Consider the following 26,534-nt stretch of genomic DNA (forward strand, 5'->3'; position numbering starts at 1 on the left):
CCCCTTCGTCAAGGAGACCCCGTCCGTGACCCTCCCCGCTCTGCACAGAACGGCCGTGGCCGTCGCCGTCACCCTGTGCGCGGCCCTCTCGCCGGCCCTGCCTGCATCCGCCACGCCGTCCGGAAGCCCGTACGCCCCGCCGACGGCGGACAGCGTGCCCGGCCCGGACCTCACCACGTCCGAAGCGCAGTGGATCGACCGCTCCACCGTGGCCTGGAAGGTCCGGGCCACCGGCGCCACCAGCCAGCAACTCGTCTACGCACCCAGGGGCGGCATCACCATCGAGGACGGGAAGCTGTCGCACCGGGGTCACCGGCTGCGGCTGAGGCCCACCGAGCTGACCGACGCCCAGAAGGACGCGTACCCCCATCTCAAGGACTATCCGGCCTTCACCGTCGACCCGCGCGACCGGCACCGTGTCCGTACGGCCCTCAAGGGCCGGCTCCTCGCCGTCCAACGGGCGGCCGGGGGCACCCCCTCCCGGGCCGAGGGCTCCGGGGCGCTGCTCGCGGCGACCGGGGTGCAGATCCCCGGAGTCCTGGACGATCTGTACGGGGCCAGGGCCTCGCGTGCGCGGCTCGGACCGGTCTTCGCCGACGGACGTCCCACCCTCTCCGTCTGGGCGCCGACCGCGCGGAAGGTGTCGCTCGACCTCGCCGGCCGTACGGTCCGGATGTCCCGGGACGAGGCCAGCGGAGTCTGGTCCGTGCGGGGAGAGAAGAGCTGGGCCGGTAAGCCCTACCGCTACGCGGTGACGGTGTGGGCACCCTCGGTCCACAAGGTCGTCACCAACAGGGTCACCGACCCCTACTCGACGGCCCTGACCGCCGGCTCACGGCGCAGCCTGGTCGTCGACCTGGCCGATCCGGCCCTCGCGCCCCGGGGCTGGTCATCGCTGAGGAAGCCCCGGCCGGTGCCGCTGCGCACGGCCCGGATCCAGGAGCTGCACATCCGCGACTTCTCCATCGCGGACCGCACCTCCCACCACCCCGGCACCTATCAGGCCTTCACCGACCAGCGCTCGGACGGCGTCCGGCACCTGAGGAGACTCGCGGCGGCCGGCACCTCGTACGTCCATCTCCTCCCGGCCTTCGACATCGGCACCATTCCGGAACGGTCCTCCGACCGGACCGAGCCCCGCTGCGACCTGGGCTCCTATCCCGCCGACTCCGCGGAGCAGCAGAAGTGCGTGGCCGCGACCGCGGCGACGGACGCGTACAACTGGGGCTACGACCCGCTGCACCACACCGTCCCCGAGGGCTCCTACGCGAGCGACCCCGACGGCCTGCGGCGCACGGTGGAATTCCGCCGTATGGTCCAGGGCCTCAACGCCACAGGCCTGCGCACGGTCATGGACGTCGTCTACAACCACACCGTCGCGAGCGGCCAGAGCGAGAAGTCCGTCCTGGACAGGATCGTCCCCGGCTACTACCAGCGGCTGCTGGCCGACGGCTCGGTGGCCACCTCCACGTGCTGTGCCAACACCGCTCCCGAGCACACCATGATGGGCAAGCTCGTCGTCGACTCGATCGTCACCTGGGCGAAGGAGTACAAGGTCGACGGCTTCCGCTTCGACCTCATGGGCCACCATCCGAAGGCGAACATCCTCGCCGTCCGCAGGGCGCTGGACGCGCTCACGCCGGAGAGGGACGGCGTCGACGGGAAGAGGATCGTCCTCTACGGCGAGGGGTGGAACTTCGGCGAGGTCGCGGACGACGCCCGCTTCAGCCAGGCCACCCAGGCGAACATGGCGGGCACCGGTATCGCCACCTTCAGCGACCGCGCGCGCGACGCGGCCCGGGGCGGCGGCCCGTTCGACGAGGACCCGCGCGTACAGGGCTTCGCCTCGGGCCTGTTCACCGACCCCAACAGCTCACCCGCGAACGGCTCCCCGGCCGAGCAGAAGACGCGGCTGCTGCACGAGCAGGACCTGATCAAGGTCGGACTGACCGGCAGTCTGCAGGACTTCACCTTCACGGACTCCTCGGGCCAGCAGGTCAAGGGCTCGGAGGTCGACTACAACGGCGCTCCGGCCGGCTATGCGGAGGCCCCCGGCGATGCCCTCGCCTATGCCGACGCCCATGACAACGAGACGCTCTACGACGCGCTGGCCTTCAAGCTGCCGCGGCGTACGACACCCGGTGACCGGGCCAGGATGCAGGTCCTGGCGATGGCCACCGCCGCCCTCTCCCAGGGTCCGGCGCTCTCCCAGGCCGGCACGGACCTGCTGCGCTCCAAGTCGCTGGACCGCAACTCCTACGACAGTGGCGACTGGTTCAACGCCATCCACTGGCAGTGCGGCGCGGAGGGCAACGGCTTCGGCCGCGGGCTGCCCCCGGCGGCGGACAACGAGCCCACGTGGCCGTACGCCCGGCCGCTCCTGGCCGACCCGGCCCTGCGCGCGGGCTGCGAGGAGACCCGGTCCGCGTCGGCCGCCTACCGCGACCTGCTGACCATCGGCACCACCGAGAAGTCCTTCGGTCTCTCCTCGGCGGAGGCCGTGCGGTCGGAGCTCTCCTTCCCGCTCTCGGGGAAGGACGAGACCCCCGGTGTGATCACGATGCGTCTCGGCGGGCTGGTCGTGGTCTTCAACGCCACTCCCGAACGGCAGGGCCAGCGGATCGCCTCCCTCGCGGGCACCCCGTACGCGCTGCACCGCGTCCAGGCCGAGGGCGCGGACGCGGTGGTGAGGACCTCCTCCTACGACCGCGGCACGGGCACCTTCACGGTCCCGGCCCGCACGGTCGCGGTGTTCAGCCGCGGATGAGACCACCGTGGCCCGCTGTCCACCGGGACAGCGGGCCACACGTCATTCGATCCTGTGGACGGGCTTGTTCGCCGTGCCGGAGGCCTCCGTCGTCCCGGCGCCGTCCGTCGTCCAGGCGCCGTCTGCCGTCCCGGGCCGCTGTGGTGCCAGGGCGATCAGTCGGGTCACCAGGTCGCCCAACGTCCCGTCCACCCGCTCGCGCGCGGCGATGCGCCGTACGAGTGCCGCGGCCTCCTCGTCGTACGCCGCGCTCACCGCCAGCAGCGCCATGAAGTCGTGCACGAGCTGCAACTCCAGCTCGGCACGGGGAATGCGCCGGCCGTCCAGCCAGGTGAGGGCCGTGGTCTCGGTCAGCCCGATCCAGGAACGGACCGCGAGCACGATCCGCGGCCCCGGGTCGCTGACCTCCAGATGAGCCAGCATGTGGTCGTACGCCGCCTGGCGCACCTTGTCGATGAGGGCGTTGGCCTGTTCCGAGCCGACGGACGAGCCGCCGCGCAGCAGAGCTTCGAAGCCCGGCGCGTGCTGGTCGACGAAGTCGAAGAAGCGTCGCATGACCCGCAGCAACCGCGGCCCGAGCGCCCCTTCGTGCGGTTCGACGAAGCCTCGCGTCAGCTCGTCGGCCGCGCGCCGCACCACCTCGTCGTACAGGCTGTTCTTGCCCGGGAAGTAGTGATAGACGAGGGGGCGCGAGATGCCCGCGGCCGTGGCGATCTGGTCGATGGACACCTGCCCCGGCGGGCGTTGGCTGAACAGTTCCTGTGCCACGGCGATCAGCTGCTCACGCCGTTCCTCCACGCCCATCCTGCGGCGCACCCCACTTGTCATACGAACACCATATCCGGGGGCCCGGATGGTGTTCTCCAGGGCATCGCCGCAGGCAGAGGCCATGACTACGGTCTCGCGCGGACGCCAACCCGGCCCGGGCGGGGCCGGGTGAGGGGGCGGAACGGGCGGGCGGGGTGAGCGGAGGGGAACGAGCGGGCCGGGTGAGGGGAGGAGGGAGCGGAACGGGCGGGCCGGGTGAGCGACGGGGAACGACGGCCAGACCCCGTCAGTGTCAGTGTCAGTGCAGTGCCGCGAGTCGGCTGCCGTCCGCCAGCCGGGCGTCCAGTTCGGCCCGCGCGCCCGGCCCCGCGGGCAGGGCCAGCACACTGCCTCGGACCGCGCCCCGGACTCCGCCCGACGCGGAGATCGACGCCACGTCCCGGCTGCCCGCGGCCAGGACATACCACTGCCCGGTGCCCGTCTTCCACACCACGCCCGCCAGGACCCGCGGCGCACGGGGACCGCAGGCCCTGGAGCCGGAGGCCTGGGCGGCCACCGCGCCCGGGGCGCCCGGCTGCGCGGTCGGTGGCTGGAACTCGGCGAGCACCCTGCTCCCGGCGCCCCGCCAGGTCTCCGCGCGGGTGCACACCCAGGCAGCGGTGCCCCCGCCCCCGGGGAGCGGCTGGACGGCGAACTGCCAGGCGTTCACCGTCCGTACGCCCAGTGAGCGCACCGCCGGAAGATGGCAGGCCGTACCCGCCCAGCTCGCCCGCGCCGCGCCGCCCGACACATCGCGGGCCGGCCGGGCCGGATGCCCGTACGTCAGCCGGGCCGGGGCCAGCTCGCCGAGATCGGTCAGCAGCCGCGAGGCAGGGCCGCGACCGGCTCCCGGCGGCGTACGCAGCTCCAGCGCCGGCCAGCTCCGGCAGGCCGTCGCCGAGACCGGGCTGGGCAGGGGGGCGGTCACCCCGTCCGCGGCGTGGCGCAGCGGACGCCCGGCATCTGCCGGGCGCAGCAGGTCGAGCAGGTGCGCGCCGGACACCCAGGGGGCGGTCAGATAGCGGACGTTGCCGTCGGTGCGGTCCACGACGACAGCGGAGGCGGACGCGTCGTCCGCTCCGTCCGTCCGTGCGAAGTCCAGGGCCGCGCCGCCGCCCTCGGCGTCCTTCGCCTCCGCGTACCGCACGATCCGCAGACCGTCGTACAGCAGCACGACCGCGGCCCGGTCGACCTCGCCCGCGTACAGCAGCTGCGCCGGCCCCGGGGGCGGACCCGACGCGGTGCCGGGGGTCGCCGACACCAGGACTCTCCGGCCGGGGCGTGCCCAGACCGCGAGCGCGCGGCGCAGCAGGGCCCGGTCGTCGGTGCGGTTGCCGCGCGCGGGCCAGGCGGCGAAGCCCGTACGGTCCGAGGTCCGCCAGGCCGCGGGCGCCGTACGGGTCAACGCGGCGGGATCCAGGGCGCGTTCGGACGAGCGGTTCCGGGCGTACGGCGGTGCGGCGGCGCCGTCCTTCCCCCACCCCTCGCCGGGCACGCCGAGCAGCGTGCCGCACACGACCACCGCGGCGGCGGCCGCGAGGGCGGCCCGCTGATGCTGGCGGCGGCGCAGCAGGTCGGTGGGCCGGGCCTGAAGAGAACAGGCATCGAACTCCGGGGAGGACAACAGGAGTTGGTCCCGGCTGCCGTTCGGCACGGTGATGCCGTCGGCCTCCATGAGGGCGGCCCGTGCGTCCCGGACCCCGGCCGTCTCCAGCAGCTTCCGCACCTCGCGGTCGGGAAGCCGCTCCAGCCCGCGGACCACATACGCGGCCCGGGCGGGCGGAGTGAGCGCCGACAGGGCGATGTCCAGGGCGAGTTCATCGGCCCCACCGGACCGCGGGAACAGTCGCAGACCCCACACCTGCGGGAACAGCGCGGGCAGCTGCGCCCGGCGGGGCAGGCCCCAGCGGCGGCGCGTCCGCCCGGCCCCGAGCGCGGCCCGCAGCACCCGCAGCCGTACGAACGCATACCCGGCCTCGGCGGCACCGGTGCCCCCGTCCGCCCGCTGGGCCGGAAGGCTGTGCTCCGCTCCGCCGGTGCGATTGCGGGGCAGGGCCCGCTGTACGACGGCGTGCGCGGTGAGCACCCTGCGGTTGCGCCCCAGCCCGGACGGCAGGATCAGATAGGCGATCCGTACCAGCCGGGGGTAGTGCTCGACGAGCGCGGCCTCGGCCTGCTCGACGCCGACGGGCTCGGCCGGAGAGGGCGGGGGAGGGTGAGCGGCTGTCGCGTCCCGGGGAGTCACGTTCAACAGAACGAGCGAATCGTCGGATGGTCACCTGGCGGACGACATCCCCACCCATACGTTCGCTGCAACCGGCCGCGTGCCTGCGCACGGTCTGCGCCCCGCCGCACGACTACGCCACCTGCGCCCCGCCGCGTCGCAGACGCGCTCAGGCGAAGGCTGTTTCCGCCGGTCAGCGCACGCGCCACCCGCTGAACTCCGCCGTTCCCCGCGCCCCGCCTCCGCCGTTCGACGCCGACATGAACAGGCCCGCGTCCTGGCTCGCCGCCGCGCCCGGCACCGTGACCGTGGCGACCGTGCGCCACGTCGCCCCGCCGTCCGTCGAGCACTCCCCGGTGTACGAGCCGGAGGCGGCCTGTGACAGTCGCAGCAGCACCGGAGCGCGTACGCCCGTGACCCGCTGGTATGCGTCCAGCGTGCCGTTGCCGTCGGTGTCGTAGGACAGGACCACGCCGTTCGCGGGAGTGACCGACAGATTCAGGAAGCCCGGGGAGCCCGCCGTCGCAAGGCGGTTGCGGACGATGATCCCGGCCCGCGCCCAGGGCGCGGTGACCGTCTGGCCGTCCACCCCCACCGTTACCGTCCCGCCTACCGGCAGCGCCCCCTCGCGGTAGACCGCGCCGAACTCCGCCGTCCCCTTCCACAGGTCCGCACCCGCGCCATCGATACCGATCCGGTCACCCAGCTGCCCGAAGACGGCGTCGTTGCTGGTGACGGTCCGCCATTCCGCGTCGAGCGGGCCCGCCACGAAGAGGGTGCCCGGGTGCACCGCGCGCACCCGCTCCTCGCCCCGCGGTCCGTACTCGGTGCTCAGCTCGTACGGGAGCGGCTTCAACGGCCGGTCGAGCGGCCCGTCCGGCGCGGTCACCCGCCAGCGGGCCGTGCCGCTGCCGCCGGGCGCCACCCGGGGCAGGGACACCGGGCCCTGCGGCTGCGCGTCCACACCGGTGAGCGCGAAGTCGACACGTCCGGTCGCGGACAGGCCGTTGACGTTGCGGAAGGCCGCGGAGACCCGCGCCGCGCCGCCCGGCGGCAGCGTGGCCGGTTCGGCGGTCACCGTCACACTGCCCTGGTAGGGCGCGGCGGCCAGGACCTCGTGCACCCGCCGCGCGGTGCGGTACGCGTCGGTCACCGGCCGCAGCGGATAGCTGGTGCGCTCCCGCGTCCAGGGCTCCTCGACGGCGTACCAGTCGAAGGCCCTGGGGGCGCGGTCCTGGGCGAGCGCGTCCTCGAGCTCGTCCAGATAGCTCTGCCACTGCGGGAGGTGGAAGTCCCCGATCAGCCCGTGCCAGTCGCGGTTGGCGTAGTTGGCGAGGTGTCCGCCGTCGGCGGTGCCCCGGTCCGCCCAGGTGGTGACGAGCACCCGCGCCGTACGCTCCAGCCGTGCCGCCTCCGCGTCGCCGGCCGCCATCCGCCGGGCGTCGTCCAGCCAGGGGCCGAGGAGGAAGAGCCGGTGGGCGCCGGTGATGTCCTCGCTCAGCCGCATCAGCCGCAGCCACAGCCGGGCGAGCGCGCGGAAGGTCTCCAGGTCCTTGCGCTCGTACGCGGTCCTCAGCTGGGGGAGCAGGTGCCAGGAGCGGTTCGCCAGCGCCTGGCGGGCGGTGTCCGTCAGGTCGTAGCGGTAGGTGTCGGAGCCGCGCAGGTCCTCCCGTACGCCCAGGAGCGCGGCGAACGCGGTGTCGAACCCGGCCGGGTCGAAGGCGGGCGTATGGGTGGCGTAGTGCGTGCCGGAACGGGCGGTGAGGCTGGGCCGGGCGGCGAAGATGCTGTCGTGCGGCCGGCCGTCGCGGCTGCTGATCTCGTACGCGGTCTCGCGGAGCGCGGCGAACGCCTCGCGTGCGTGCCCGTCGCGCCCCCCGTACCGCAGATCGGCGTACCCGTCGAACCACGCCGCACGGTCCACCGGGTCACGCCGCCAGGCGAGTTCGCTGAAGAGTTCGAAGGCCGCCGGGTCGCGCTCGGCCGCCTCGGGCATGTACGCCGTGCCGACCAGCTTGCTGCCCGGCTTGTCGCGCCAGGCGGTGAAACGGTCCGCCCACATATGCGTCTTGGCGCCGACCGTCGTGCGGCCGCCGAAGTTGGGAATGGTGCCGAAGGCGTACGGTGTGCCGCCCCAGTCCTTCTCCCGGTCGGTCACCGTCTCCAGGTCGGAGAGGCCGTCCACGACGAGCATGCGGTCCTTGTCCAGGGCGTCCAGCAGATCGCGGCGCGGATTGTCCTGCCAGCCGAGGATCACCCAGGTGGCCCCCGGGCGGGACGTCCGCAGGGCCGTCTCGACGGCCCTCGCCGCCTCGGGCACGGGGACGTCGCCGGGGCTGCCGCCCTCGTGCAGCAGATCCATCTTGAAGTGGCCGACGGGCCCGAACAGCTCCCGCTGGTGGCGGTAGAAGGCGGCGGCCACCTCGCGGAACGCGCTGGTGCGGGGGTCGAGCCAGTCCGGGCGCCGCAGCCCCGCCCAGGTGCCCTGCGGGACCGTACGGGCCCCCGGGTTGCGCTGCTCGAAGCCGTCCGGGACGGTGCCGAAGTAGCCGGGGAGCACGGGCGACATACCGAGCTCGCGCAGCCGGTCGGTGATCCGCCGGCCCAGGTCGGCGCGGCGGGCGAGCAGCTCCGGGCTCACCGGGCCGCCGTACGCGCTCATGTTCTGCAGCAGCCACCACGGCTGGTGGGAGGGGGCGGGGAGCCACGCGCGGGCCTCCGCGTCCGTATAGCCGAAGTCCTGCAACAGGCGGTGGTAGACGGCCTCCTGCCCGGGGGTGACGAGGATCTGGTTGAGGCCGTGCAGCGCCATGACGTCGATCAGCCGTTCCCATCGCGGCCAGTCGGCGTACGGCCCGGTGTAGCCGTCGTGTGTGTCGTTGAGCGCGAAGCGGTTCGGTACGGTCGCGGAACGCTCCAGGGGGCGGGCGGGGGCGGGCAGCCGTCGCGGCAGCCCGGTCCGGCTTCCGGACCAGGAAATATGCGCGCCGCAGACGTACTTCAGGTACCAGTGGACGCCGGTCAGCAGCACCGCCGGGCTGGTGCCCGCCACCTCGATACGGCCGGTGGAGCCGGTGACACGGAAGCGCTCGCGGCCACCGGAGAGGGCTTCGAGGCGGAACTGTCCGGCGTGGCCGGGCAGGAGACGCCGCAGCGCCGCGTCTGCCGCAGAGGTGTCCTCGAACCCGTGTTCATCGGCGGCGGAGGGCGGGGGGCCGCCCAGGGAAGCGGCGACGCCGAGAGCTCCGGCGCTCCCCAGCAGCGTCCGTCTGGCCACGGTACGGCTGTGCAGATCGGTCACGTGCGCTCTCCTCTGCTGCGCTCGCTCGTCTCCGGGCGCTCTGATCGGGTCCCGGCGTGCTCCGTCGCACGCGGTGCGTCCTTCGGCGCGCACGCTCGCTCGGGCGGTGCGGTGCGGTGATGAGGTGCGGGGATGCGGTGCCGTGGTGCGGTGCGGGGATGCGGGGATGCGGCGGCACTAGCTGTGAGGTGCACGGTAATGACCGGGCCAAAGGGGAGCAACGGGGCGCGAGTGAGACACGCGTGGGCGAATTCCGTAACGAGAAGTGCCGACGTGTGTCGGCTGCCGTCCGGACCTTGCCCGCGGTCCCGATCCGGGGCACAGTCCAGAGCCCACCCAGAAGGAGCATCATGCGTACAGCGAGCCGAGCCGTTCTCACTTCCGCAGCGCTGGCGGGCGCCCTGCTGCTTGCCTCGGGATGCTCGGGCGGCGAGGAGAGCCGGGAGAAGAAGGTGCCGAAGGCCGCGACGGGCACCGTGGAACAGCTGGCCGCGAAGGCGAAGTGCAAGCCCGACATGCAGATCGACGCCGAGGAGCTGCGGCAGGGCATCTGCAAGACCGGGAAGAGCAAGTTCATCCTGGCGACGTTCAAGACGAACCAGGGACAGCAGAACTGGCTGAGCGAGGCACAGAACTACGGCGGTTCGTACCTCGTCGGTCCGAAGTGGGTGGCCGTGGGGGACACGACGTCGCTCGGCACGCTGCGTGGCCGGCTCGGCGGACAGGTGGAGAAGTCCAACGCCCACGGGGGCGCCCACGGAGGCGGCGGCTCGCACGGAGGCGGGGACACGCACGAGAACGGTGAGCCGCACAAGAGCGGGGACTCGCACTAGAGCAGGGACCAGCACTGAAGCGATGAGCGGACGAGAGCACCGTGGCCGGTGACACCGGAACATTCCGGTGGCACCGGCCACGGTGATTCAGGAGAACGACGGTCACGGAGCTGACCGGCCGGCGTCTCCCGAGGGCCGGGCTGCTAGTTCTGGCAGTTGCGGCCTTCGTTGATGCAGGCCACGGCTTCCTTCATCAGGTTCTCCGAGAAGATGTTGATGAAGTCGCCATGGTCGGTGACCGGCTTGTGCAACTGCTCCGGGAAGGAGTCGACCGCGAAGTTCGTCTCGGCCGGGACGTCGTAGACAAGGCGCTGCACCAGCTGCGGAATGGCCTGGAAGCCGTTGTCGCAGGAGCCGTCCTCATTGGCGAAGTCGACATGCGTACGGTGGTTGGCGCTGTCGATGTTCTGACCGTCCCAGCAGCTCTGGAACTTGAAGGTGCGGACCACCTGCTCGCCCTCCGGGCAGAGCGGGTACTTGTCCTTCAGCTGCACCTTGTCCTCGAAGCCGGTGCAGCTCCACGAGGCGTTGGCGTTGGCGTCACCGTTGGTGAAGGCTTTGGCGTCACCGGTGATGATCCGCAGGAAGCGCGGCATTTCCACGACATCGCCCTGGGGGTTGCCCACGAACTCGTTCGTCACCTGTGCCGGGGTCTGGATCTCCCCGATGTTGTCGTCCTGGCCGCCGCCGGGCGCGTTCGCGTCCTGCTCGTCCTGGCCGTTCTGGATACGCAGCACGGGCCAGAAGTAGGTGGACTGGTCCTCCTGGTTCTGGCACGTGGTCTCGCCGTTGGCCAGGTCGTCATCGCTCGCGAAGGCGTCATTGGCCTGGTTGCCCACGTAGTCGTGCATGTGCTGGGCGCCGTTGCTCACACCGGGAGCGACGATGACGTTGTCGGAGTTGAACTTGCCGTTCTCATTCACCCCGCAGTCGGAGGAGAAGGTGCCGGTGGACCCGCCGCCCTGGTCCTGGGCGTCGTTGACGTTCGGCTGGACGTCCTCGATGTTGACGAAGTCGTCGGGCGAGGGCCCGCCGACCTGCTGGTCGCCGGCCTGGTCCTGCCCGGCCTGGTCCTGGCCCGCTTGGTCCTGCCCGGCCTGGTCCTGCCCGGCTTGGTCCTGGCCCGCTTGGTCCTGCCCGGCCTGGTCCTGGCCGTCGATGTTGTTCTGGTCCTGACCGTCCTCTCCCAGGGTTGCGGCGTCGTTCTCCTTGAGCTGACAGTCGGCCAGCTCCTCCAGACCCTGAGGCTTGTCACCGGTGCGGTCCAGGACCGTGCCGATGCTCTTGATCGTGGCTTCCCGCTTGGCGACCAGCGGATCCATGACCTTGGTCTTGACAAAGTCAGGATCGCTCTCGGCGGCCTCGCGGTTACTGACCATGAGCTGGTACGCGGCGCCGACCTGTTTGTCCAGCGCCGCGAGCTTGCGGTCGACTTCCAGCCGCGACTCCTTGGGCACGTTGTCGATCTGGTTCACCACCTCCGGGCAGGCGATGGTGGAGGCATTGCGCGCCGCGACCGGTTGGTCCTGGGAAGAGTCGCCGCTCTGGCCTGCATTGGCGGTGACGTTGAAGGCAATGAGCCCGCCGCCGCCCAGCAACAGGGCCGCCGCCGCAGCGATCGCCCTTTTGGCCAGCGGGTTGCGTTTGTGTGTTGTGTGATTCATGGAACCCCTCTACGTCGTTCCGGAAGATGGGGGGACTCCCGGTCGAGAAGCTCCGTTTCATACGACGAACGCTCCGGCCGTGTTCATGGCCGCCCGAGGTTTTGTGGGATGCGCCAACGGCAAGTGTCCCCAGAGCCCTCCATTTACGGCACGGCGGTTACCCCCGGTCGAGACGGGCGAGAACCACCCATACCCCGGTGGAAGGTCGTGGGCGGCGCCATGACCACAGCAGTGAGATGCCCTGCGGGGTCATCGCCGTCCCTCCAGTCCCTTCCGAGGCCCCGCGCGTACCGCGTCGATGGGCCGGTCCGCCTCGAAGGCAGGGGACATTTCGTACTGCCGCCATGCCGCGGGCCGCGGAGTGGCAGCATGTGCGCCCATGACAGACGCCCGGTCGCTCTCGCGGCACGCACGGGCCGCGGTGTTCGCGGCGGTGTGCGTGGTGCTGGCCGCGGCCGGTCACGCATGGACGTCGGGCCGTCACATACCGTTGCCGACGCTGATCGCCGCCTTCGCGACGACCGGCGCCGCCGCCTGGCTCGCCGCCGGTCGGCAGCGGGGTCTCCTGCCCATCGGCACGGGGCTGTTGGCCGTCCAAGCGGCGCTGCACGCGATCTTCGACGACGGGCAGTGGTCCGTGCAGCCCCACAAGGCCCACGACATGGCCGGCACGGCCGCCGCAACAGGAATGGATGCCGTGCGGGGCGTGACCGGTACGGCCGGCGGGCCCGGCGCGCCGCTCGCGCACACCGGCGCCGCCGGCCACAGCCCCGAAGTCATGCTCGTCGCCCACGTGCTGGCGGCGGTGTGCTGCGCCCTGTGGCTGTGGCGCGGCGAGGCCGCCTTCTTCCGGCTGCTGCGCTGTCTGGGCGCCTTCGCCTTCACACCGCTGCGACTGCTCCTGGCCGCCGCGGAACTGCGGCCCGCCCCCCGGCCCGTACGCCCCCGCTTCCGCCCCGCTGCCGCCGGGCCCGGGCGGAGCCTTCTTCTCGCACACGTCCTCTCGCGGCGCGGCCCGCCGTACAGCGCGGTGTTCAGCCACACCACGCCCACCGGCCCGCCGGTTCCGGGATTCTGAGCGACCCCTTCCGCGAACGGGCTCATCGGTGGGTGCCACCGCCGGCGGCCTCTTTCCGCCGCACGGCCGTCCCGTCCTGCCGCCGACGCACGACGGTTCCCCGCCCTTGCCGCGTACCGGCCTGCCCGTACGCGGCCGCGAGACAGAAGGACCCCATGTCCGTTGACGACCCCGTCCAGGGGACCCCAGAGACCCAGTCCTCCCCGCGCGGCCCGGAAGACGCCGACCCGGCGACCGCACCGGACGAGCCCGCCGGCGGCAGGCGCGGCGGGTGGGCGGGCCTGCGCCCGCTCGTCCTGCGCCTGCACTTCTACGCGGGCCTCCTCATCGCGCCGTTCCTGCTCGTCGCCGCCGTCACCGGGCTGCTCTACGCCGCTTCCTACCAGATCGAGAAGGTCGTCTACGCCGACGAGCTGACCGTCCCCGTCGGCAGGGAGACCGTCCCCCTCTCCCGTCAGGTGGAGGCCGCCCTCAAGGCCCACCCCGACGGCACCCTCACCGCCGTCTGGCCCTCCGCGGAGGACGGCGCCACCACCCGGGTCCTGCTGAGCGACCCCAGCGTGGACGAGGACACGTCGCTCGCCGTCTTCGTCGACCCGTACACCGCCGAGGTGCGCGGGGCGCTGGAGAGCTACGGCGGTTCCGGCGCCCTGCCCTTCCGCGCGTGGATCTCCGAACTCCACCGCAATCTGCACCTCGGCGAACCGGGGCGGCTCTACAGCGAACTGGCCGCCAGCTGGCTGTGGGTGGTCGCGCTCGGCGGGCTGCTGCTGTGGCTGGGGCGCAAGCGCCCCAGGCGCCGCGCCCGCGGCCTGCTGCTGCCCGAGCGCGGCTCGAGCGGCCGGCGGCGCACCCTGTCCTGGCACGGCACCGTCGGGCTCTGGGCCGTGCTCGGCCTGCTGTTCCTCTCGGCGACCGGCCTGACCTGGTCGACGTACGCGGGGGGGAACATCGATGCGCTGCGGACGCAGGTGCATGGGGCGACCCCGGAGATCACCGCCACGGTCGGCGGCCATGCGGGAGCCGACGGCCACGGTGAGCACACGGGCCACGGAGGTGGCGCGGACCAACACCCGGGCGGCGGCCGGGACATCGGTGTCGACCGTGTGCTGGAGACCGCGCGCGAGCGGAAGCTGACGGGGCCGATCGAGATCGCCGTACCCGGCGAAGAGGGCACCGCGTACGTGGTGAAGCAGACCGACAAGCAGTGGCCGGTGCATCTGGACTCGGTGGCCGTGCATCCGGCCACCGGCGAGGTCACCGACGAACTGCGCTTCGCGGACTACCCGGTGCTCGCCAAGCTCACCCGCTGGGGCATCGACGCCCACCAGGGGCTGTTCCTCGGCCTGGTCAACCAGATCGCGTTGATCGCCCTCGCCCTCGGGCTGTCCCTGCTGACCGTCTGGGGCTATGTGATGTGGTGGCAGCGCCGCCCCGCACAGGAGCGCGGTCTCCGAGCCGGCCGGCCCATCCCGCGCGGCGCCTGGCGCCGCGTCCGGCTGACGGTACTGCTGCCGCTGGCCGCCGCGACCGCCGTGATCGGCTGGTTCGTCCCGCTCTTCGGGGCCGGCCTCGCCCTGTTCCTCGCCGTGGATGTGGTGCGGGGAGCCGTCGGCCGCCGTCGCGCCGCGTCCTCCTGACGGCATCGCGCCCGTGGTCCCCGGTATGCGTACGGGGACCACGGGCGTCTGGTCTCTAAGGGACGGGCGGTGTGTACTTGTAGCCGACGCGTCGCACCGTCACGATCGAGTCCCGGTGCGCCGCGCCCAGCTTGCGGCGCAGCCGGGCGATATGGACGTCGACCGTGCGGCCGTCGCCCACGTGCCCGTAGCCCCAGACCGTGGTGACCAGCTGGTCACGGGTGTGGACCCGGTGCGGATGGGCCACGAGATGCGCCAGCAGCTCGAACTCGAGGTACGTCAGGTCCAGCGGCTCGCCGTCGACGAGCGCGATGCGCTGCGCCGCGTCGATCCGTACCGGACCGGAGTCCTCCGCCGGCTCGGGCTCGTCGGTGGCGGTGGCCGACGGCGCGGCGACGGCGAGCCCGCCCGGGGGCTCATCGGCCGGTACGAGCACCAGGTAGCCGACCATCGGAGGCTTCCCCGGCAGGGTGGGCAGGGTGTGCTGCGGCGCGGGGAACCAGGTGGCGCCCGGCGGCAGCAAGTCCGGGAGATGCACCACCTCGTCCCGGTCGACGGCTCGGAGCCGGTGCCGTCCCAGAGGAGCGGCGGTGGCGGCCGGAGAAGCGGAGGGGGCTGCGGACAGGGAGCGGGTGTTCGTCATGAGAGCTCAGCTCTTTCGCGCGTGAGGTCGTCGATGGACGTACATGCGCGCGGGCCGTTGGCCGGTGAAGGGTGACCGGCGGCTGACTTCGACGGTGGGGCGTCAGCGGTGGGAGAGGGCCTGCGCGTGGGTCGCGCGGCAACACACCCGGTCGAAGTCGTGATGCTGGCGGGAAGGCCAGAACGGCTCGAGGTCGTCGAGACCTGGTGCGGAGTTCTGGAAGCGGGCCATGGCCCCTATTGAAGCAGAAGCGGCGCCGCCTGTGCTCCGCCCTGTCAAGGGGTGATACGGAATGGCTGGTTCCGGCAGCGGGAAGCCGCTGCCGTACGCCGCTGTGCCGGGCCGCCGGACCCGGTGGCGGACCTCGGGTACGCCGGTGCCGGGCGACACGGCGGGGAGGTGGCCGACCGCACACGGCGCCCGCCGGCCCTCACGGACCGGCGGGCGCCTGCGGGACGGGCCGGAGACCGGCGCGGCGGACGATGGGCCGCCGGCCTCCCTGGACGTACGCACGGCTCAGACCTGGCCGGCCTTCTCCAGGGCCGTGCAGCAGGTGTCGACGATGAGGCGGGTCACCACGTACGGGTCCACGTTGGCGTTCGGCCGCCGGTCCTCGATGTAGCCCTTCTTCTCCACCTCGACCTGCCACGGGATACGCACCGAGGCGCCGCGGTCGGAGACGCCGTAGCTGTACTCGTTCCACGGGGCGGTCTCGTGCAGCCCGGTGAGACGGGACTCGATGCCGGTGCCGTAGTTCTCGACATGGCGCAGGGGCTTGTCCCCGTCGCCCAGTGCCTCGCACGCGGTGATGATGGGGTCGTAGCCCTCACGCATCGCCTTGGTGGAGAAGTTGGTGTGCGCACCCGCGCCGTTCCAGTCGCCCTTCGCCGGCTTGGCGTCGAGCGTCGCGGTGACGCCGGCCGCCTCGGCCGTGCGGTAGAGCAGCCAGCGCGCCACCCACATGTGGTCGGCGACCTCCAGCGGGGACAGCGGTCCGACCTGGAACTCCCACTGGCCGGGCATGACCTCGGCGTTGATGCCGGACAGCCCCAGGCCCGCGGCCAGGCAGTTGTCGAGGTGCTTCTCGACGATCTCGCGGCCGAAGATCTCATCGGCGCCGACACCGCAGTAGTAGCCGCCCTGCGGAGCCGGGAAGCCGCCCTCGGGGAAGCCGAGCGGGCGGCTGCCCCGGAAGAAGGTGTACTCCTGCTCGATACCGAAGACCGGCTCCTGCGCGGCGAACCGCTCGGCGACCGGGCGCAGCAGCGCACGGGTGTTGGTGTTGTGCGGCGTCATGTCCGTATGGAGCACCTCGCACAGCACCAGGATGTCGTCGCCGCCCCGGATGGGGTCCGGGCAGGAGAAGACCGGCTGGAGCACGAGGTCGGAGGAGTGACCCTCGGCCTGGTTGGTGCTGGACCCGTCGAAGCCCCAGACGGGAAGGTCCGCGACGCCCCCGGACGGACCCCCGGGGAGGATCTTGGTCTTGGAACGGAGCTTGGCGGTGGGCTGGGTGCCGTCGATCCAGATGTACTCGGCCTTGAAGGTCACGGGTGGGTCCTTTGCTCGGCGCAGGCCGTGCGGGGTGGCTGCGGTCTGTACCGCGGGAGCCTGTCAACACGCGATTTCCCGGCCTTTGCTCACGGGTGAACCCCGTGTTACCGGGCTGTCTCACGGCCGGGGGCCGCAGGGAGAGGCGGCCGGGAGCCATGGCGCGGCCGTGTCCCGGCGCCGGCGGCCGGTGACCCCGGTCCGTCAACCCCGACCTTCGTCCACGTCCTGCCGTGCCGCTGTCCATCCGGGCGGTGCCACTGCTGTTCGGGCGTCGGCGCGGGAACGCCACCGGCCTCGTGGGCAAGACCGTCGGGACCGCCGAGAGGTCCCCGTGTCCCCGCGGAACACTAGATCCGTACCAGACAGAACGGGTGGCCCGCCGGGTCGGCGTAGACGCGCCAACTCCGTTCGCGGTCCCCGGTGTCGAGCGGCGCGGCGCCCAGCGTGAGGACCCGTTGCTCCGCCCGGTCGAGGTCGGCCACCTCCACGTCGACGTGGAACTGCTGCGGATACGCGGGGTCCGGCCAGCGCGGCGGCCGGTGGTCAGGAGCCCGCTGGAAGGCGAGAACCTGGCCGTCCGCCGTATGCAGCGTCGACCAGTCCTCGTCGAGCGACCAGCGCGGATCCGGCCGGTCGACCTCGCCGCCGAACAGCGCCGCGTAGAAGCGCGCGAGGGCGCGCGGGTCGGGACCGTCCAGTACCACGCACTGCAGCTTGCCGATCATGGCGTCCTTCCGTCACAGGCCTCCGGTGCGGATACCCGGACGGCTCTTGTGTTGACCGCGTTGGCCACTGCGATCAGAAATCCCACCGCGGCGTCCGCGATAACCGCGCCTCCCCGCCCGTAGCCCATTCGCAGCGTGGCGAGCATGCCCGGAGGTCGCGGGGGGTATGGGCGCCGGCTCACCCCGGGGCGTCGGTGTCCTCGTACGAGAACGGTTCGACGACCCACGGCTGCCCCGGGCCGTCGCGGTAGGCGGCGTAGCCGGACGGCAGTGTGGCGGTCTCCGCGAGCGAAGGATCCGCCTCGACGAGACGAGCGATGCAGTGGACGGCGCAGGCGTCGGGCAGGTTCGGATCATTCACCCCGTCGCCGACCAGCCAGTCGCCGTCCGTGTCGTGCACCACGGTCAGCGCCGGAAGGACGCCGTCCGCCACGGTCCGCTGGACGACGGCGCCCAGATTCCCCGGAAACCGGTTTCCGGGGAAAGGGAAGGCGACGGTTCGGACGACCTCGTGCTCTTCATGCGTCACCCGCCGCAGTGTGTCATCCGGGGCCGTTGATCGTCCGTGCTTTCCGTATCCCGGTCGGCGGACCGGATACGGCAGCCCGCAGCGCCGTACGCATTCCGGTCCCCTACGAAAGCGCCAGGCCGAGAGGGTCTCGACCAGCGTCAGCGCAGGGAGGCGTTCGCGAGCAGGACGTCTGCCTCCCGGGTGAATTCCGCGACCCCTGGCACCGTCGTATGGGGAGCAAAGCGCTTACGCAGTCGTGCGATGCGTTGGAAACCCCGGGGAGAATGCAGCTTCCGCGTCAGCCGGACCGCTTCCAGGGCATGCTGAGCGGCTGCGTCGGGTTCGCCCTGGGACAGACTCGCGTCGGCGAGAATCGCGGTGTTGATCGAGCGCCGTCGGATATGCGTCACGGGCAGCATCCCCAGGGCGGCCCTGGCGTGTTCCTTCGCCTTCACCGGCAGCTGGAGATCGCGGAAGCAGTGCGCGAACGTGTCCGCCAGATAGGCCTCTTTGAAATAGCTGAGATAGGAGGCGGCGTTGTCCGTCGCCGCTGATCTATGGAAGTGACGCTCGGCCTCGGAAAGCGCTCGTGCGCAGGCCGGGGCATCTCCCATCCGGGCGTGCCCCCGGGCCTCGACGGCCCAGGAGACGGCCGCGGCGAGGGGCGTCCCCTTCTGGCGGCCTCCCTCGCGTGCGGCCTGCGCCAGCTGTACGGCTTCGCCGGGATACCCCGCGTACAGGGAGAGATGGCCGAGGTGGGTGGCCATCACCTGGGCGCCGTAGTCGCGGGAGCCTCCCGCGTCGGCGAGTCGCAGCGCCAGTGTGTAATAGCGCCCCGCCAGGCCCAACTCATTGCAGTCGACGGCCATATAGCCGGCGGACGCGGTGAACTCCGCGGCGGTCTGGAAGAGAGCCCGTCCCACCGCCTCGGTACGGGATCCACGGAGCAGCGGTGCGACGTCGTGCTGAAGGAAGTTCACCATGTGCCAGCGAATGAGCTTGGCCCCGAACTGATGGCTCAGCCGCTCGAATCCATCGCCCAGCGCCCGTACTTCGCGGACGTTGTCCATGCTCACGCGGGAGCCGCCTCCCCCCAGGGCGAGTTGGTCGAAGGAGGGGCCGATGAGCCAATCGCGGCTGGACGCCGACACGGCTCCGGGGACGAACATCGAGCCGATCAGGAACTCACGGCGTTCCACGTCGTACCTCCACAAACGTGTCACTGTCTCGACAGTGCTCTCAAGCGATTTGGGATATCGCAGACCCACGGTGCACTCGTCCGACCCGGTGGCCATTCCGAGGTCCCGGGGGGTGAGCGAACGACCGGTCCGCTGGGACAGCACCTGCGCGAGCAGCGCCGGAGCAGGGTCCCTGGGGACCGCGCCTCCCAACCACCGGGCAATGGAGGTGTGATCGCAACTCAGTACGTGCCCTTGGGACGCTGCCAGCTCACTGACCCGCCGGGCGAGCCCTTTGCGTGAACATCCTGCTTCCCTGATCACCGTGGCGAGTTGATGGTTCGGTTCTCGACGATGCGTCATAGGTGCCCCCGATGCACGTGGCGGTCGTGATGAGCATCGTAGGAGCCCATGGCCGTTTGACTAAGCCTTTACTCGAAGTGCGCCCGTTCCGAGCCCCCCGGAGCATGTGCCACCCTCCCGGCGCGTCTATGCCCACCGCCTGGTCTCCGGGTCTTCTGGAAGGGCTGTCACCGCATGAAGGAAGGGGAGCCGAAGTGCAGGGGGAAGGCGGAAACAATGCGCACTTCAGTCAGTCGATCTCACTGTCGGCGTTAGCCACGTCGGCCGCAGTCTTGATCAATTTCTGGGGAATTCTGACAAGCGGTGATCAGCTGCTTGCCATCGGGGGACTGTTGGCGGAGCTCATCGCCCAATGCATCGTGGCCCGGGGTGGGCAGACCGTCGTACGCGGCCTCTTCCCGCTGACGGGCGGACGGGATACGGCGCCGGGCGAGGAGGCCTAGCCCGCTCTGCGGAACGCGCGGGCAGCTGCCGACCGGCGGGATGCGGCAGCTGCCCGTGAGCTCCCGGAGGCCCCGGGACAGTCGGCTGGTGTGCGCGGTCGGCCGGCTGGTCCGGGCGACCGGCGGTCACAGTCGGCAGGCGGCCTGGGCGGGCCGGAGGAACGGGGCCGGCCGGCGGAAGGGTCACCCGACGGAACGGGCGGGTGGTCCGGCCAGTCCGTGAGTCCCGGTTGGCCGGCCGTCTCCCTCACACGGTGGTCTCGGTCAGATGGTCTCGGTCCGCAGCCACGCCAGGTACGCGTCGCTCCCGGCGGTGATCGGCGTGACGATGACCTCGGGGGTGTCGTAGGTGTGCACATCCTTGATGTGCGCCTCGAGCTCGGCGTACCGGGCGGCCGTGGTCTTGTAGAGCACCCGCCACTCCGCCTCCGTCTCGATCTTCTCCTGCCACCGGTAGACGCTCGTGACCGGTCCGTCGATCTGAGCGCACGCGGCGAGCCGCTTTTCCACAGCCGTCGCCGCGAGCTGCCGGGCCCGGTTCTCGCTGTCGGTCGTGGTCAGCACGGCGAGGTATGCGGCATCGGCCATGGTGTCCCCGCTCTCGTTGGGTCGGTCGCAGCCGACCGTACCGCAGCGGTGTCCGCGAGGGCCTCGGTCAGGTGCCGACGTAGGCCGCGAGGTGCTCGCCGGTGAGGGTGGAGCGGGCGGCGACGAGGTCGGCGGGTGTGCCCTCGAAGACGATCCGGCCGCCGTCGTGCCCGGCGCCTGGGCCGAGGTCGATGATCCAGTCGGCGTGCGCCATGACCGCCTGGTGGTGCTCGATGACGATGACCGACTTGCCGGAGTCGACAAGCCGGTCGAGCAGGCCGAGCAGCTGCTCGACGTCGGCGAGGTGGAGGCCGGTGGTCGGCTCGTCGAGGACGTAGACGCCGCCCTTCTCGGCCATGCGGGTGGCCAGCTTGAGCCGCTGCCGCTCGCCGCCGGACAGCGTCGTGAGCGGCTGGCCGAGGGTGAGGTAGCCGAGCCCGACGTCGGCGAGCCGGTCGAGGATGCGGTGTGCGGCCGGGGTGCGCGCCTCGCCGGCGCCGAAGAACTCCTCGGCCTCGGTCACCGACATCGCGAGCACCTCGCTGATGTCGCGGCCGCCGAGGTGGTATTCCAGCACCGATGCCTGGAACCGCTTCCCCTCGCACTCCTCGCAGGTCGTGGCGACGCCGGCCATCATCGCCAGATCGGTGTAGATGACGCCGGCGCCGTTGCACTCGGGGCAGGCGCCCTCGGAGTTGGCGCTGAACAGCGCCGGCTTCACGTCGTTGGCCTTCGCGAACGCCTTGCGGATCGGGTCGAGCAGTCCGGTGTACGTCGCCGGGTTGCTCCGTCGCGAGCCGCGGATCGCGCCCTGGTCGATCGACACCACACCCCCGCCGGCGGCCCCTGAACCGTTGACCAGCGACCCGTGCACCAGCGAGCTCTTGCCGGAGCCGGCGACGCCGGTGACGACGACAAGCACCCCGAGCGGGATGTCGACGTCGACGTTGCGCAGGTTGTGCGCCGTCGCGCCGCGGATCTCCAGCGTGCCGGTGGGCGTCCGCACCGTCTCCTTGAGGGCGGCCCGGTCGTCGAGATGGCGGCCGGTGACGGTGCCGCCGGCCCGCAGCCCCTCGACGGTGCCCTGGAAGCAGACAGTGCCGCCCGCCGTACCGGCGCCCGGGCCGAGGTCGACGACATGGTCGGCGATCGCGATCGTCTGCGGCTTGTGCTCCACGACGAGCACCGTGTTGCCCTTGTCCCGCAGCCGGAGCAGCAGGTCGTTCATCCGCTGGATGTCATGGGGGTGCAGGCCGATGGTGGGCTCGTCGAAGACGTAGGTCGTGTCGGTGAGCGAGGAGCCGAGGTGGCGGATCATCTTGGTGCGCTGCGCCTCGCCGCCCGACAGGGTGCCCGACGGCCGGTCGAGCGAGAGATAGCCGAGGCCGATCTCCACGAACGAGTCGAGAGTCTGCAGCAGCGCGGTGAGCAGCGGCGCCACCATGGGGTATTCCCTGCTCGAAGAGCTTGGGGAAGGCTCGTCGAGGCCGCGGACCCAGTCGGCCAGGTCGCTGATCTGCATCGCGCACGCATCGGCGATGTTGATCCCCTTGATCTTCGACGACCGGGCCCCCTCGCTGAGCCGGGTGCCGCCGCACTCGGGGCAGGCGGTGAAGGTGACCGCCCGGTCCACGAACGCCCGGATATGCGGCTGAAGTGCCTCCTTGTCCTTGGACAGGAACGACTTCTGGACCTTGGGGATCAGCCCCTCGTAGGTGAAGTTCACGCCCTCGACCTTCACCTTGGTCGGCTCCCGGTAGAGGAAGTCGTGCATCTCCTTCTTGGTGTACTTGCGGATCGGCTTGTCCGGGTCGAGGAAGCCCGACTCGGCGTAGATCCGTACTGTCCACCAGCTGTCCGACTTCCAGCCGGGGATGGTGAACGCGCCCTCGGCGATCGACTTGGAGTCGTCATAGAGCTGGGTGAGGTCGATATCGGAGACCGTGCCCCGGCCTTCGCAGCGCGGACACATGCCGCCGGTGCGGGAGAAGGTCGCTTTCACCGTCTTCTTGGCACCGCGTTCGACGGTGATCGCACCGCTCGCCCGGACCGAGGGGACGTTGAAGGAGAACGCGTTGGGCGAGCCGATGTGCGGCTGCCCCAGCCGGCTGAAGAGGATGCGCAGCATCGCGTTGGCGTCGGTGGCGGTGCCGACCGTGGAGCGGGGGTCGGCCCCCATCCGCTGCTGGTCGACGATGATCGCGGTCGTCAGCCCTTCGAGTACGTCGACCTCGGGCCGGGCCAGCGTCGGCATGAAGCCCTGCACGAAGGCGCTGTACGTCTCGTTGATCAGCCGCTGCGACTCCGCGGCGATCGTGTCGAACACCAGAGAGCTCTTGCCCGAGCCGGAGACGCCGGTGAACACGGTCAGCCGGCGCTTCGGGATCTCGATGCTGACGTCCTTGAGGTTGTTCTCGCGCGCGCCGTGCACGCGGATCAGATCGTGGCTGTCGGCAGCGTGCAGCGCAGGCGACTGCGCGCCCTTCCTCGTGGCCATGCTCATCGATCTCCATCTGTGAGGCGGGGCCGCCTTGCGGCCCCGTCGGCGTCGCCTGGCTCGATCCGACCAGCTTCGAGCAGCACGTCCGGTCCTTCTTCGTCGGCGCGGTCGCGGCACGGTCGGCCGTCTGCCTGATCGGTGGTGTCGGCCGGGGTGGCGCGACCCCGTCCGGCTGACGCCGGCCGGGGTCGCGCTCGGCGCAGGAACCAAGGCATCCACGCCGCTTCGGCCCGTGGAGCCTCTGTGCCCCGGCCACGCGGCGCGCCCGGCCGAGGCGTCGGAACCAACCCGCGGTCGTCGCTCATCAGCTCGCGGTCGGGCATCTCGTTCACCTCGCGCCAGGCCTGGATGCGGCGCGGGGTTCGCCGACAGGGTAGCGCCCGGTTCGCGGGGCCAGGGCTCACTGCCTGCGAGGCTGGGTGAAGCGCAGCATATTGCCGGAGGGATCGCGGAAGGCGCAGTCGCGGACGCCGTATGGCTGGTCGATCGGCTCCTGCAGCACCTCGCCACCCGCGGCGCGGATGCGCTCGAAGGTGGCATCGCAGTCGTCGGTCCCGAAGATGACACCGCGCAGCAGGCCCTTCGCCAACAGTTCCGCCATGGCCTGCTTGTCGGCGGGCGAGGCGTTCGGGTCCGCGAGGGGCGGCTCGAGGACGATCTCCACATCGGGCTGAGACGGCGCGCCGACGGTCACCCAGCGCATCCCCTCGAACCCGACGTCGTTGCGCACCTCCAGGCCGAGAACGTCCCGGTAGAAGGCGAGCGCCTTGTCGTGGTCGTCGACGGCGATGAAGCACTGTGCAAGCTTGATGTCCATGCGGTTCACGCTACGGGCGGGGGGCAGGTTTTGCTTCTCCATTCCTGACCGGTCGCGTGTGGATCTTGGCGACGCAGGCCGGGATGGCGGCGCCCTCGTCATGGCGGCGGGCCCGGTATGAGCTCGGGCTCTCGCCGACCAGCTCGGTGAACCGCGAGCTGAACGACCCCAGGGACGTGCAGCCGACCGCGAAGCACGTCTCCGTCACGGTCAGATCGCCCCGCCGCAGCAGCGCCTTGGCCCGCTCGATCCGGCGCGTCATCAGGTAGCTGTACGGCGTCTCCCCGAAGGCAGCGCGGAAGCTGCGGGAGAAATGGCCCGGCGACATGAGGGCGACGCGCGCGAGCGCCGGAACGTCGAGCGGCTTCGCGTAGTCGCGGTCCATCAGGTCACGGGCCCGGCGCAGCCGGACGAGGTCCTCCAACGTCACGCGACCACCATCCCACAGCGCCGGGCGCCGCCGTGTCGGCGCAGGGGAGGCCTGGCTGCTCCGCATTGGTCGAGGTGCTCCACGTCTCGACGCCGACCGGAGACGGCTGTGGGCCGTGCCCTCCCAGGGAGAAGCACGGCCCACGGCCCACAGACGGCCCAGGGGAGCGGAAACCCGCTCCGACCCGCGGCGATCTTAGATGTCGAAGTACATCTCGAACTCGTGCGGGTGCGGACGCAGCTGGATCGGGGCGATCTCGTTCGTCCGCTTGTAGTCGATCCAGGTCTCGATCAGGTCAGCGGTGAAGACGCCGCCGGCCTGCAGGTACTCGTTGTCCGCCTCGAGGGCGTCGAGCACCGCCGGGAGGGAGGTCGGGACCTGCGGGACGCCCGCGTGCTCCTCGGGGGCGAGCTCGTAGAGGTCCTTGTCGATCGGCTCCGCCGGCTCGATCTTGTTCTTCACGCCGTCCAGGCCGGCCAGCAGCAGCGCCGAGAAGGCGAGGTACGGGTTGCTGGACGGGTCCGGGGCACGGAACTCGACGCGCTTGGCCTTCGGGTTCGAGCCGGTGATCGGGATACGCATCGCAGCCGAGCGGTTGCGCTGCGAGTACACCAGGTTCACCGGCGCCTCGAAGCCCGGCACCAGGCGGTGGTACGAGTTCACCGTCGGGTTGGTGAAGGCCAGCAGCGACGGAGCGTGCTTGAGGATGCCGCCGATGTAGTAACGGGCGGTGTCCGAGAGGCCCGCGTAGCCCGCCTCGTCGTAGAAGAGCGGGTCGCCGCCCGACCACAGCGACTGGTGGACGTGCATGCCCGAGCCGTTGTCACCGAAGATCGGCTTCGGCATGAAGGTCGCGGTCTTGCCGTTCCGCCAGGCGACGTTCTTCACGATGTACTTGAAGAGCATCAGGTCGTCAGCCGCGGCGAGCAGCGTGTTGAACTTGTAGTTGATCTCGGCCTGGCCGGCGGTGCCGACCTCGTGGTGCTGGCGCTCGACGTGGAGGCCGGCCTTGTTCAGCTCCAGGGAGATCTCGGCGCGCAGGTCGGCGAAGTGGTCGACCGGCGGGGCCGGGAAGTAGCCGCCCTTGTACCGGACCTTGTAGCCACGGTTGTCCTCGATGGCGCCGGTGTTCCAGGCGCCGGCCTCGGAGTCGATGTGGTAGAAGGACTCGTTCGACTTGGTCTCGAAACGGACGCTGTCGAAGACGTAGAACTCCGCCTCCGGGCCGAAGTACGCGGTGTCCGCGATGCCGGAGGAGGCGAGGTAGGCCTCGGCCTTCTTGGCGATGTTCCGCGGGTCACGGCTGTACTGCTCGCCCGTGATCGGGTCGTGGATAAAGAAGTTGATGTTGAGGTGCTTCTCCTGGCGGAACGGGTCCAGACGGGCCGTCGTCAGGTCGGGGACCAGCGCCATGTCGGACTCGTGGATGGCCTGGAAGCCGCGGATGGACGAACCGTCGAACATCAGCTGTTCGGCAGGGTCGAACGCCTCCACCGGAACCGTGAAGTGCTGCATCACGCCGGGCAGGTCGCAGAACCGGACGTCTACGAACTTCACGTCCTCGTCCGCGATGAACTTCTTCGCATCGTCGGCGTTCTGGAACATCCAACTCCTCCTAGCCCGCCGCCAGGGGGCGGGATTGCTGCTCGGGGCGTGGCCAGTGCGGTGGCACGCTGGCCCCGACCATAGGTTTCCGGGATTTCCCGAGCATGACCCATTTGTTTCGCCGAGGTTAACCGCGGAACGGCGTAACCGGCATCCGCCGGTGAGATGGGCCGGTGCCCGTACTCCCCATGAAACACCCAGTGGGCCATGGAGTGGCGGAACCCGCGCGCGGGGGCACGTATGCGGTCCCAGTACCGTGGACGGGTGGACAACAGGCAAGCAATCGGATCGTGGCTCTCCGGGCCCCGTGCGGCCGCCGAGGAGATGGGCGTCGACTTCGGCCACCGGGGCAAGCGGCTGGGGCTGCCGGAGGACGGGCCGGGCTCGGTCGCGCCCCTCGGACGGCGCTTCGGAGCCCTCTTCATCGACTGGGCGCTCTGCGTCCTGATCGGCTACGGGCTCTTCGCCCCCGGCGACATACGGTCCGCCGGCGACTGGGCCCTGCTGGTCTTCCTGGTGCTGAGCGTGGTCACCGTCGGCACGGTGGGCTGCACGCCGGGCAAGCGGCTGTTCGGCCTGCGGGCGATCTCCGTCGACGGCACGCGGCTCTCCCTGCCGTACGCCGCGCTGCGCTCCGTGCTGCTGGTCCTGGTGGTCCCGGCGCTCATCTGGGACCGCGACGGACGGGGTCTGCACGATCGCCTGGCCCGCGCCGTCCAGGTCCGGATCTGACGCACGTACGGCCGGTACGGACCGTACGGACTCACAGCGCCCGGACCGGGCCGGGCCGGGCCGGCCGGCATCGCGTTGTATACGAGACCGGCAAGACGTGACGGCAATGACGGAGGCGACCCGGAACCGAG

Annotated in this window: 19 protein-coding genes; 5 read left to right on the forward strand and 14 right to left on the reverse strand. The window is 71.3% G+C overall.

Translation table 11 applies throughout. From position 1 onward, the window contains the following. The first annotated feature begins 40 nt into the window (after nt 1-40). Nucleotides 41-2,767, forward strand: coding sequence for a pullulanase-type alpha-1,6-glucosidase (gene pulA, locus ACTWQE_RS18615; RefSeq protein ID WP_443330120.1), 2,727 nt, complete (start codon nt 41-43; stop codon nt 2,765-2,767). Nucleotides 2,768-2,809: 42 nt separating this feature from the next. On the opposite strand, the gene ACTWQE_RS18620 is transcribed toward pulA, so the two are convergent. The 3 genes from ACTWQE_RS18620 to ACTWQE_RS18630 form a co-directional block, all read right to left on the reverse strand. After that, nucleotides 2,810-3,595 carry a TetR/AcrR family transcriptional regulator gene (locus tag ACTWQE_RS18620; protein WP_443330093.1) on the reverse strand — a complete coding sequence of 262 codons (786 nt, stop codon included), beginning with the start codon at nt 3,593-3,595 and terminating at the stop codon, nt 2,810-2,812. A gap of 238 nt (nt 3,596-3,833) precedes the next feature. Beyond that, entirely contained in the window at nt 3,834-5,819 is a 1,986-nt protein-coding gene (locus ACTWQE_RS18625) for a hypothetical protein (RefSeq protein ID WP_443330121.1), read from the reverse strand. Between the two features lie 172 nt (nt 5,820-5,991). Beyond that, nucleotides 5,992-9,099: an alpha-N-acetylglucosaminidase gene (locus ACTWQE_RS18630; protein ID WP_443330094.1), complete on the reverse strand. Its 3,108-nt coding sequence runs from the start codon at nt 9,097-9,099 to the stop codon at nt 5,992-5,994. 350 nt (nt 9,100-9,449) lie between these two features. Here ACTWQE_RS18630 and ACTWQE_RS18635 point away from each other — a divergent pair, with 350 nt between their 5' ends. After that, nucleotides 9,450-9,932, forward strand: coding sequence for a hypothetical protein (locus ACTWQE_RS18635; RefSeq protein WP_443330095.1), 483 nt, complete (start codon nt 9,450-9,452; stop codon nt 9,930-9,932). Between the two features lie 143 nt (nt 9,933-10,075). On the opposite strand, the gene ACTWQE_RS18640 is transcribed toward ACTWQE_RS18635, so the two are convergent. Beyond that, nucleotides 10,076-11,596 (reverse strand): DUF1996 domain-containing protein, encoded by a 1,521-nt coding sequence (locus ACTWQE_RS18640; RefSeq protein WP_443330096.1) that lies wholly within the window; start codon nt 11,594-11,596, stop codon nt 10,076-10,078. 379 nt (nt 11,597-11,975) lie between these two features. Between ACTWQE_RS18640 and ACTWQE_RS18645 the strand changes: the two genes are divergently transcribed. Both ACTWQE_RS18645 and ACTWQE_RS18650 read left to right on the forward strand, forming a co-directional pair. Continuing rightward, nucleotides 11,976-12,674, forward strand: coding sequence for a hypothetical protein (locus ACTWQE_RS18645; RefSeq protein WP_443330097.1), 699 nt, complete (start codon nt 11,976-11,978; stop codon nt 12,672-12,674). Nucleotides 12,675-12,829: 155 nt separating this feature from the next. After that, complete coding sequence (locus ACTWQE_RS18650) at nt 12,830-14,314, forward strand: PepSY-associated TM helix domain-containing protein (protein ID WP_443330098.1); 1,485 nt, start codon at nt 12,830-12,832, stop codon at nt 14,312-14,314. A 55-nt stretch (nt 14,315-14,369) separates the two neighbouring features. On the opposite strand, the gene ACTWQE_RS18655 is transcribed toward ACTWQE_RS18650, so the two are convergent. From ACTWQE_RS18655 to glnA, 10 genes are all read right to left on the reverse strand, one after another. Beyond that, a complete protein-coding gene (locus ACTWQE_RS18655; protein ID WP_443330099.1) occupies nt 14,370-14,957 on the reverse strand; it encodes a winged helix-turn-helix domain-containing protein in 588 nt (195 codons plus the stop codon). A gap of 516 nt (nt 14,958-15,473) precedes the next feature. After that, nucleotides 15,474-16,508, reverse strand: coding sequence for a glutamine synthetase (glnII, locus tag ACTWQE_RS18660; protein WP_443330100.1), 1,035 nt, complete (start codon nt 16,506-16,508; stop codon nt 15,474-15,476). Nucleotides 16,509-16,858: 350 nt separating this feature from the next. Beyond that, nucleotides 16,859-17,236, reverse strand: a complete 378-nt coding sequence (locus tag ACTWQE_RS18665; RefSeq protein WP_443330101.1) for a VOC family protein — start codon at nt 17,234-17,236, stop codon at nt 16,859-16,861. 178 nt (nt 17,237-17,414) lie between these two features. Then, entirely contained in the window at nt 17,415-17,765 is a 351-nt protein-coding gene (locus ACTWQE_RS18670) for a hypothetical protein (RefSeq protein WP_443330102.1), read from the reverse strand. Nucleotides 17,766-17,905: 140 nt separating this feature from the next. After that, entirely contained in the window at nt 17,906-18,946 is a 1,041-nt protein-coding gene (locus tag ACTWQE_RS18675; RefSeq protein ID WP_443330103.1) for a transcriptional regulator, read from the reverse strand. Between the two features lie 1,049 nt (nt 18,947-19,995). Continuing rightward, complete coding sequence (gene cutA, locus ACTWQE_RS18680; protein WP_443330104.1) at nt 19,996-20,319, reverse strand: divalent-cation tolerance protein CutA; 324 nt, start codon at nt 20,317-20,319, stop codon at nt 19,996-19,998. Nucleotides 20,320-20,386: 67 nt separating this feature from the next. After that, entirely contained in the window at nt 20,387-22,822 is a 2,436-nt protein-coding gene (locus tag ACTWQE_RS18685; RefSeq protein WP_443330105.1) for an ATP-binding cassette domain-containing protein, read from the reverse strand. A gap of 397 nt (nt 22,823-23,219) precedes the next feature. Further along, entirely contained in the window at nt 23,220-23,636 is a 417-nt protein-coding gene (locus ACTWQE_RS18690; RefSeq protein ID WP_443330106.1) for a VOC family protein, read from the reverse strand. A gap of 10 nt (nt 23,637-23,646) precedes the next feature. Next, complete coding sequence (locus tag ACTWQE_RS18695; RefSeq protein ID WP_443330107.1) at nt 23,647-24,066, reverse strand: helix-turn-helix transcriptional regulator; 420 nt, start codon at nt 24,064-24,066, stop codon at nt 23,647-23,649. A gap of 195 nt (nt 24,067-24,261) precedes the next feature. Further along, nucleotides 24,262-25,671 (reverse strand): type I glutamate--ammonia ligase, encoded by a 1,410-nt coding sequence (gene glnA / locus ACTWQE_RS18700; RefSeq protein ID WP_443330108.1) that lies wholly within the window; start codon nt 25,669-25,671, stop codon nt 24,262-24,264. 264 nt (nt 25,672-25,935) lie between these two features. On the opposite strand from glnA, the gene ACTWQE_RS18705 reads away from it, so the two are divergent. Then, nucleotides 25,936-26,403 (forward strand): RDD family protein, encoded by a 468-nt coding sequence (locus ACTWQE_RS18705; protein ID WP_443330109.1) that lies wholly within the window; start codon nt 25,936-25,938, stop codon nt 26,401-26,403. Nucleotides 26,404-26,534: the final 131 nt, after the last annotated feature.

This window comes from Streptomyces sp. 8N706 (assembly GCF_052245415.1).
GTDB lineage: Bacteria > Actinomycetota > Actinomycetes > Streptomycetales > Streptomycetaceae > Streptomyces.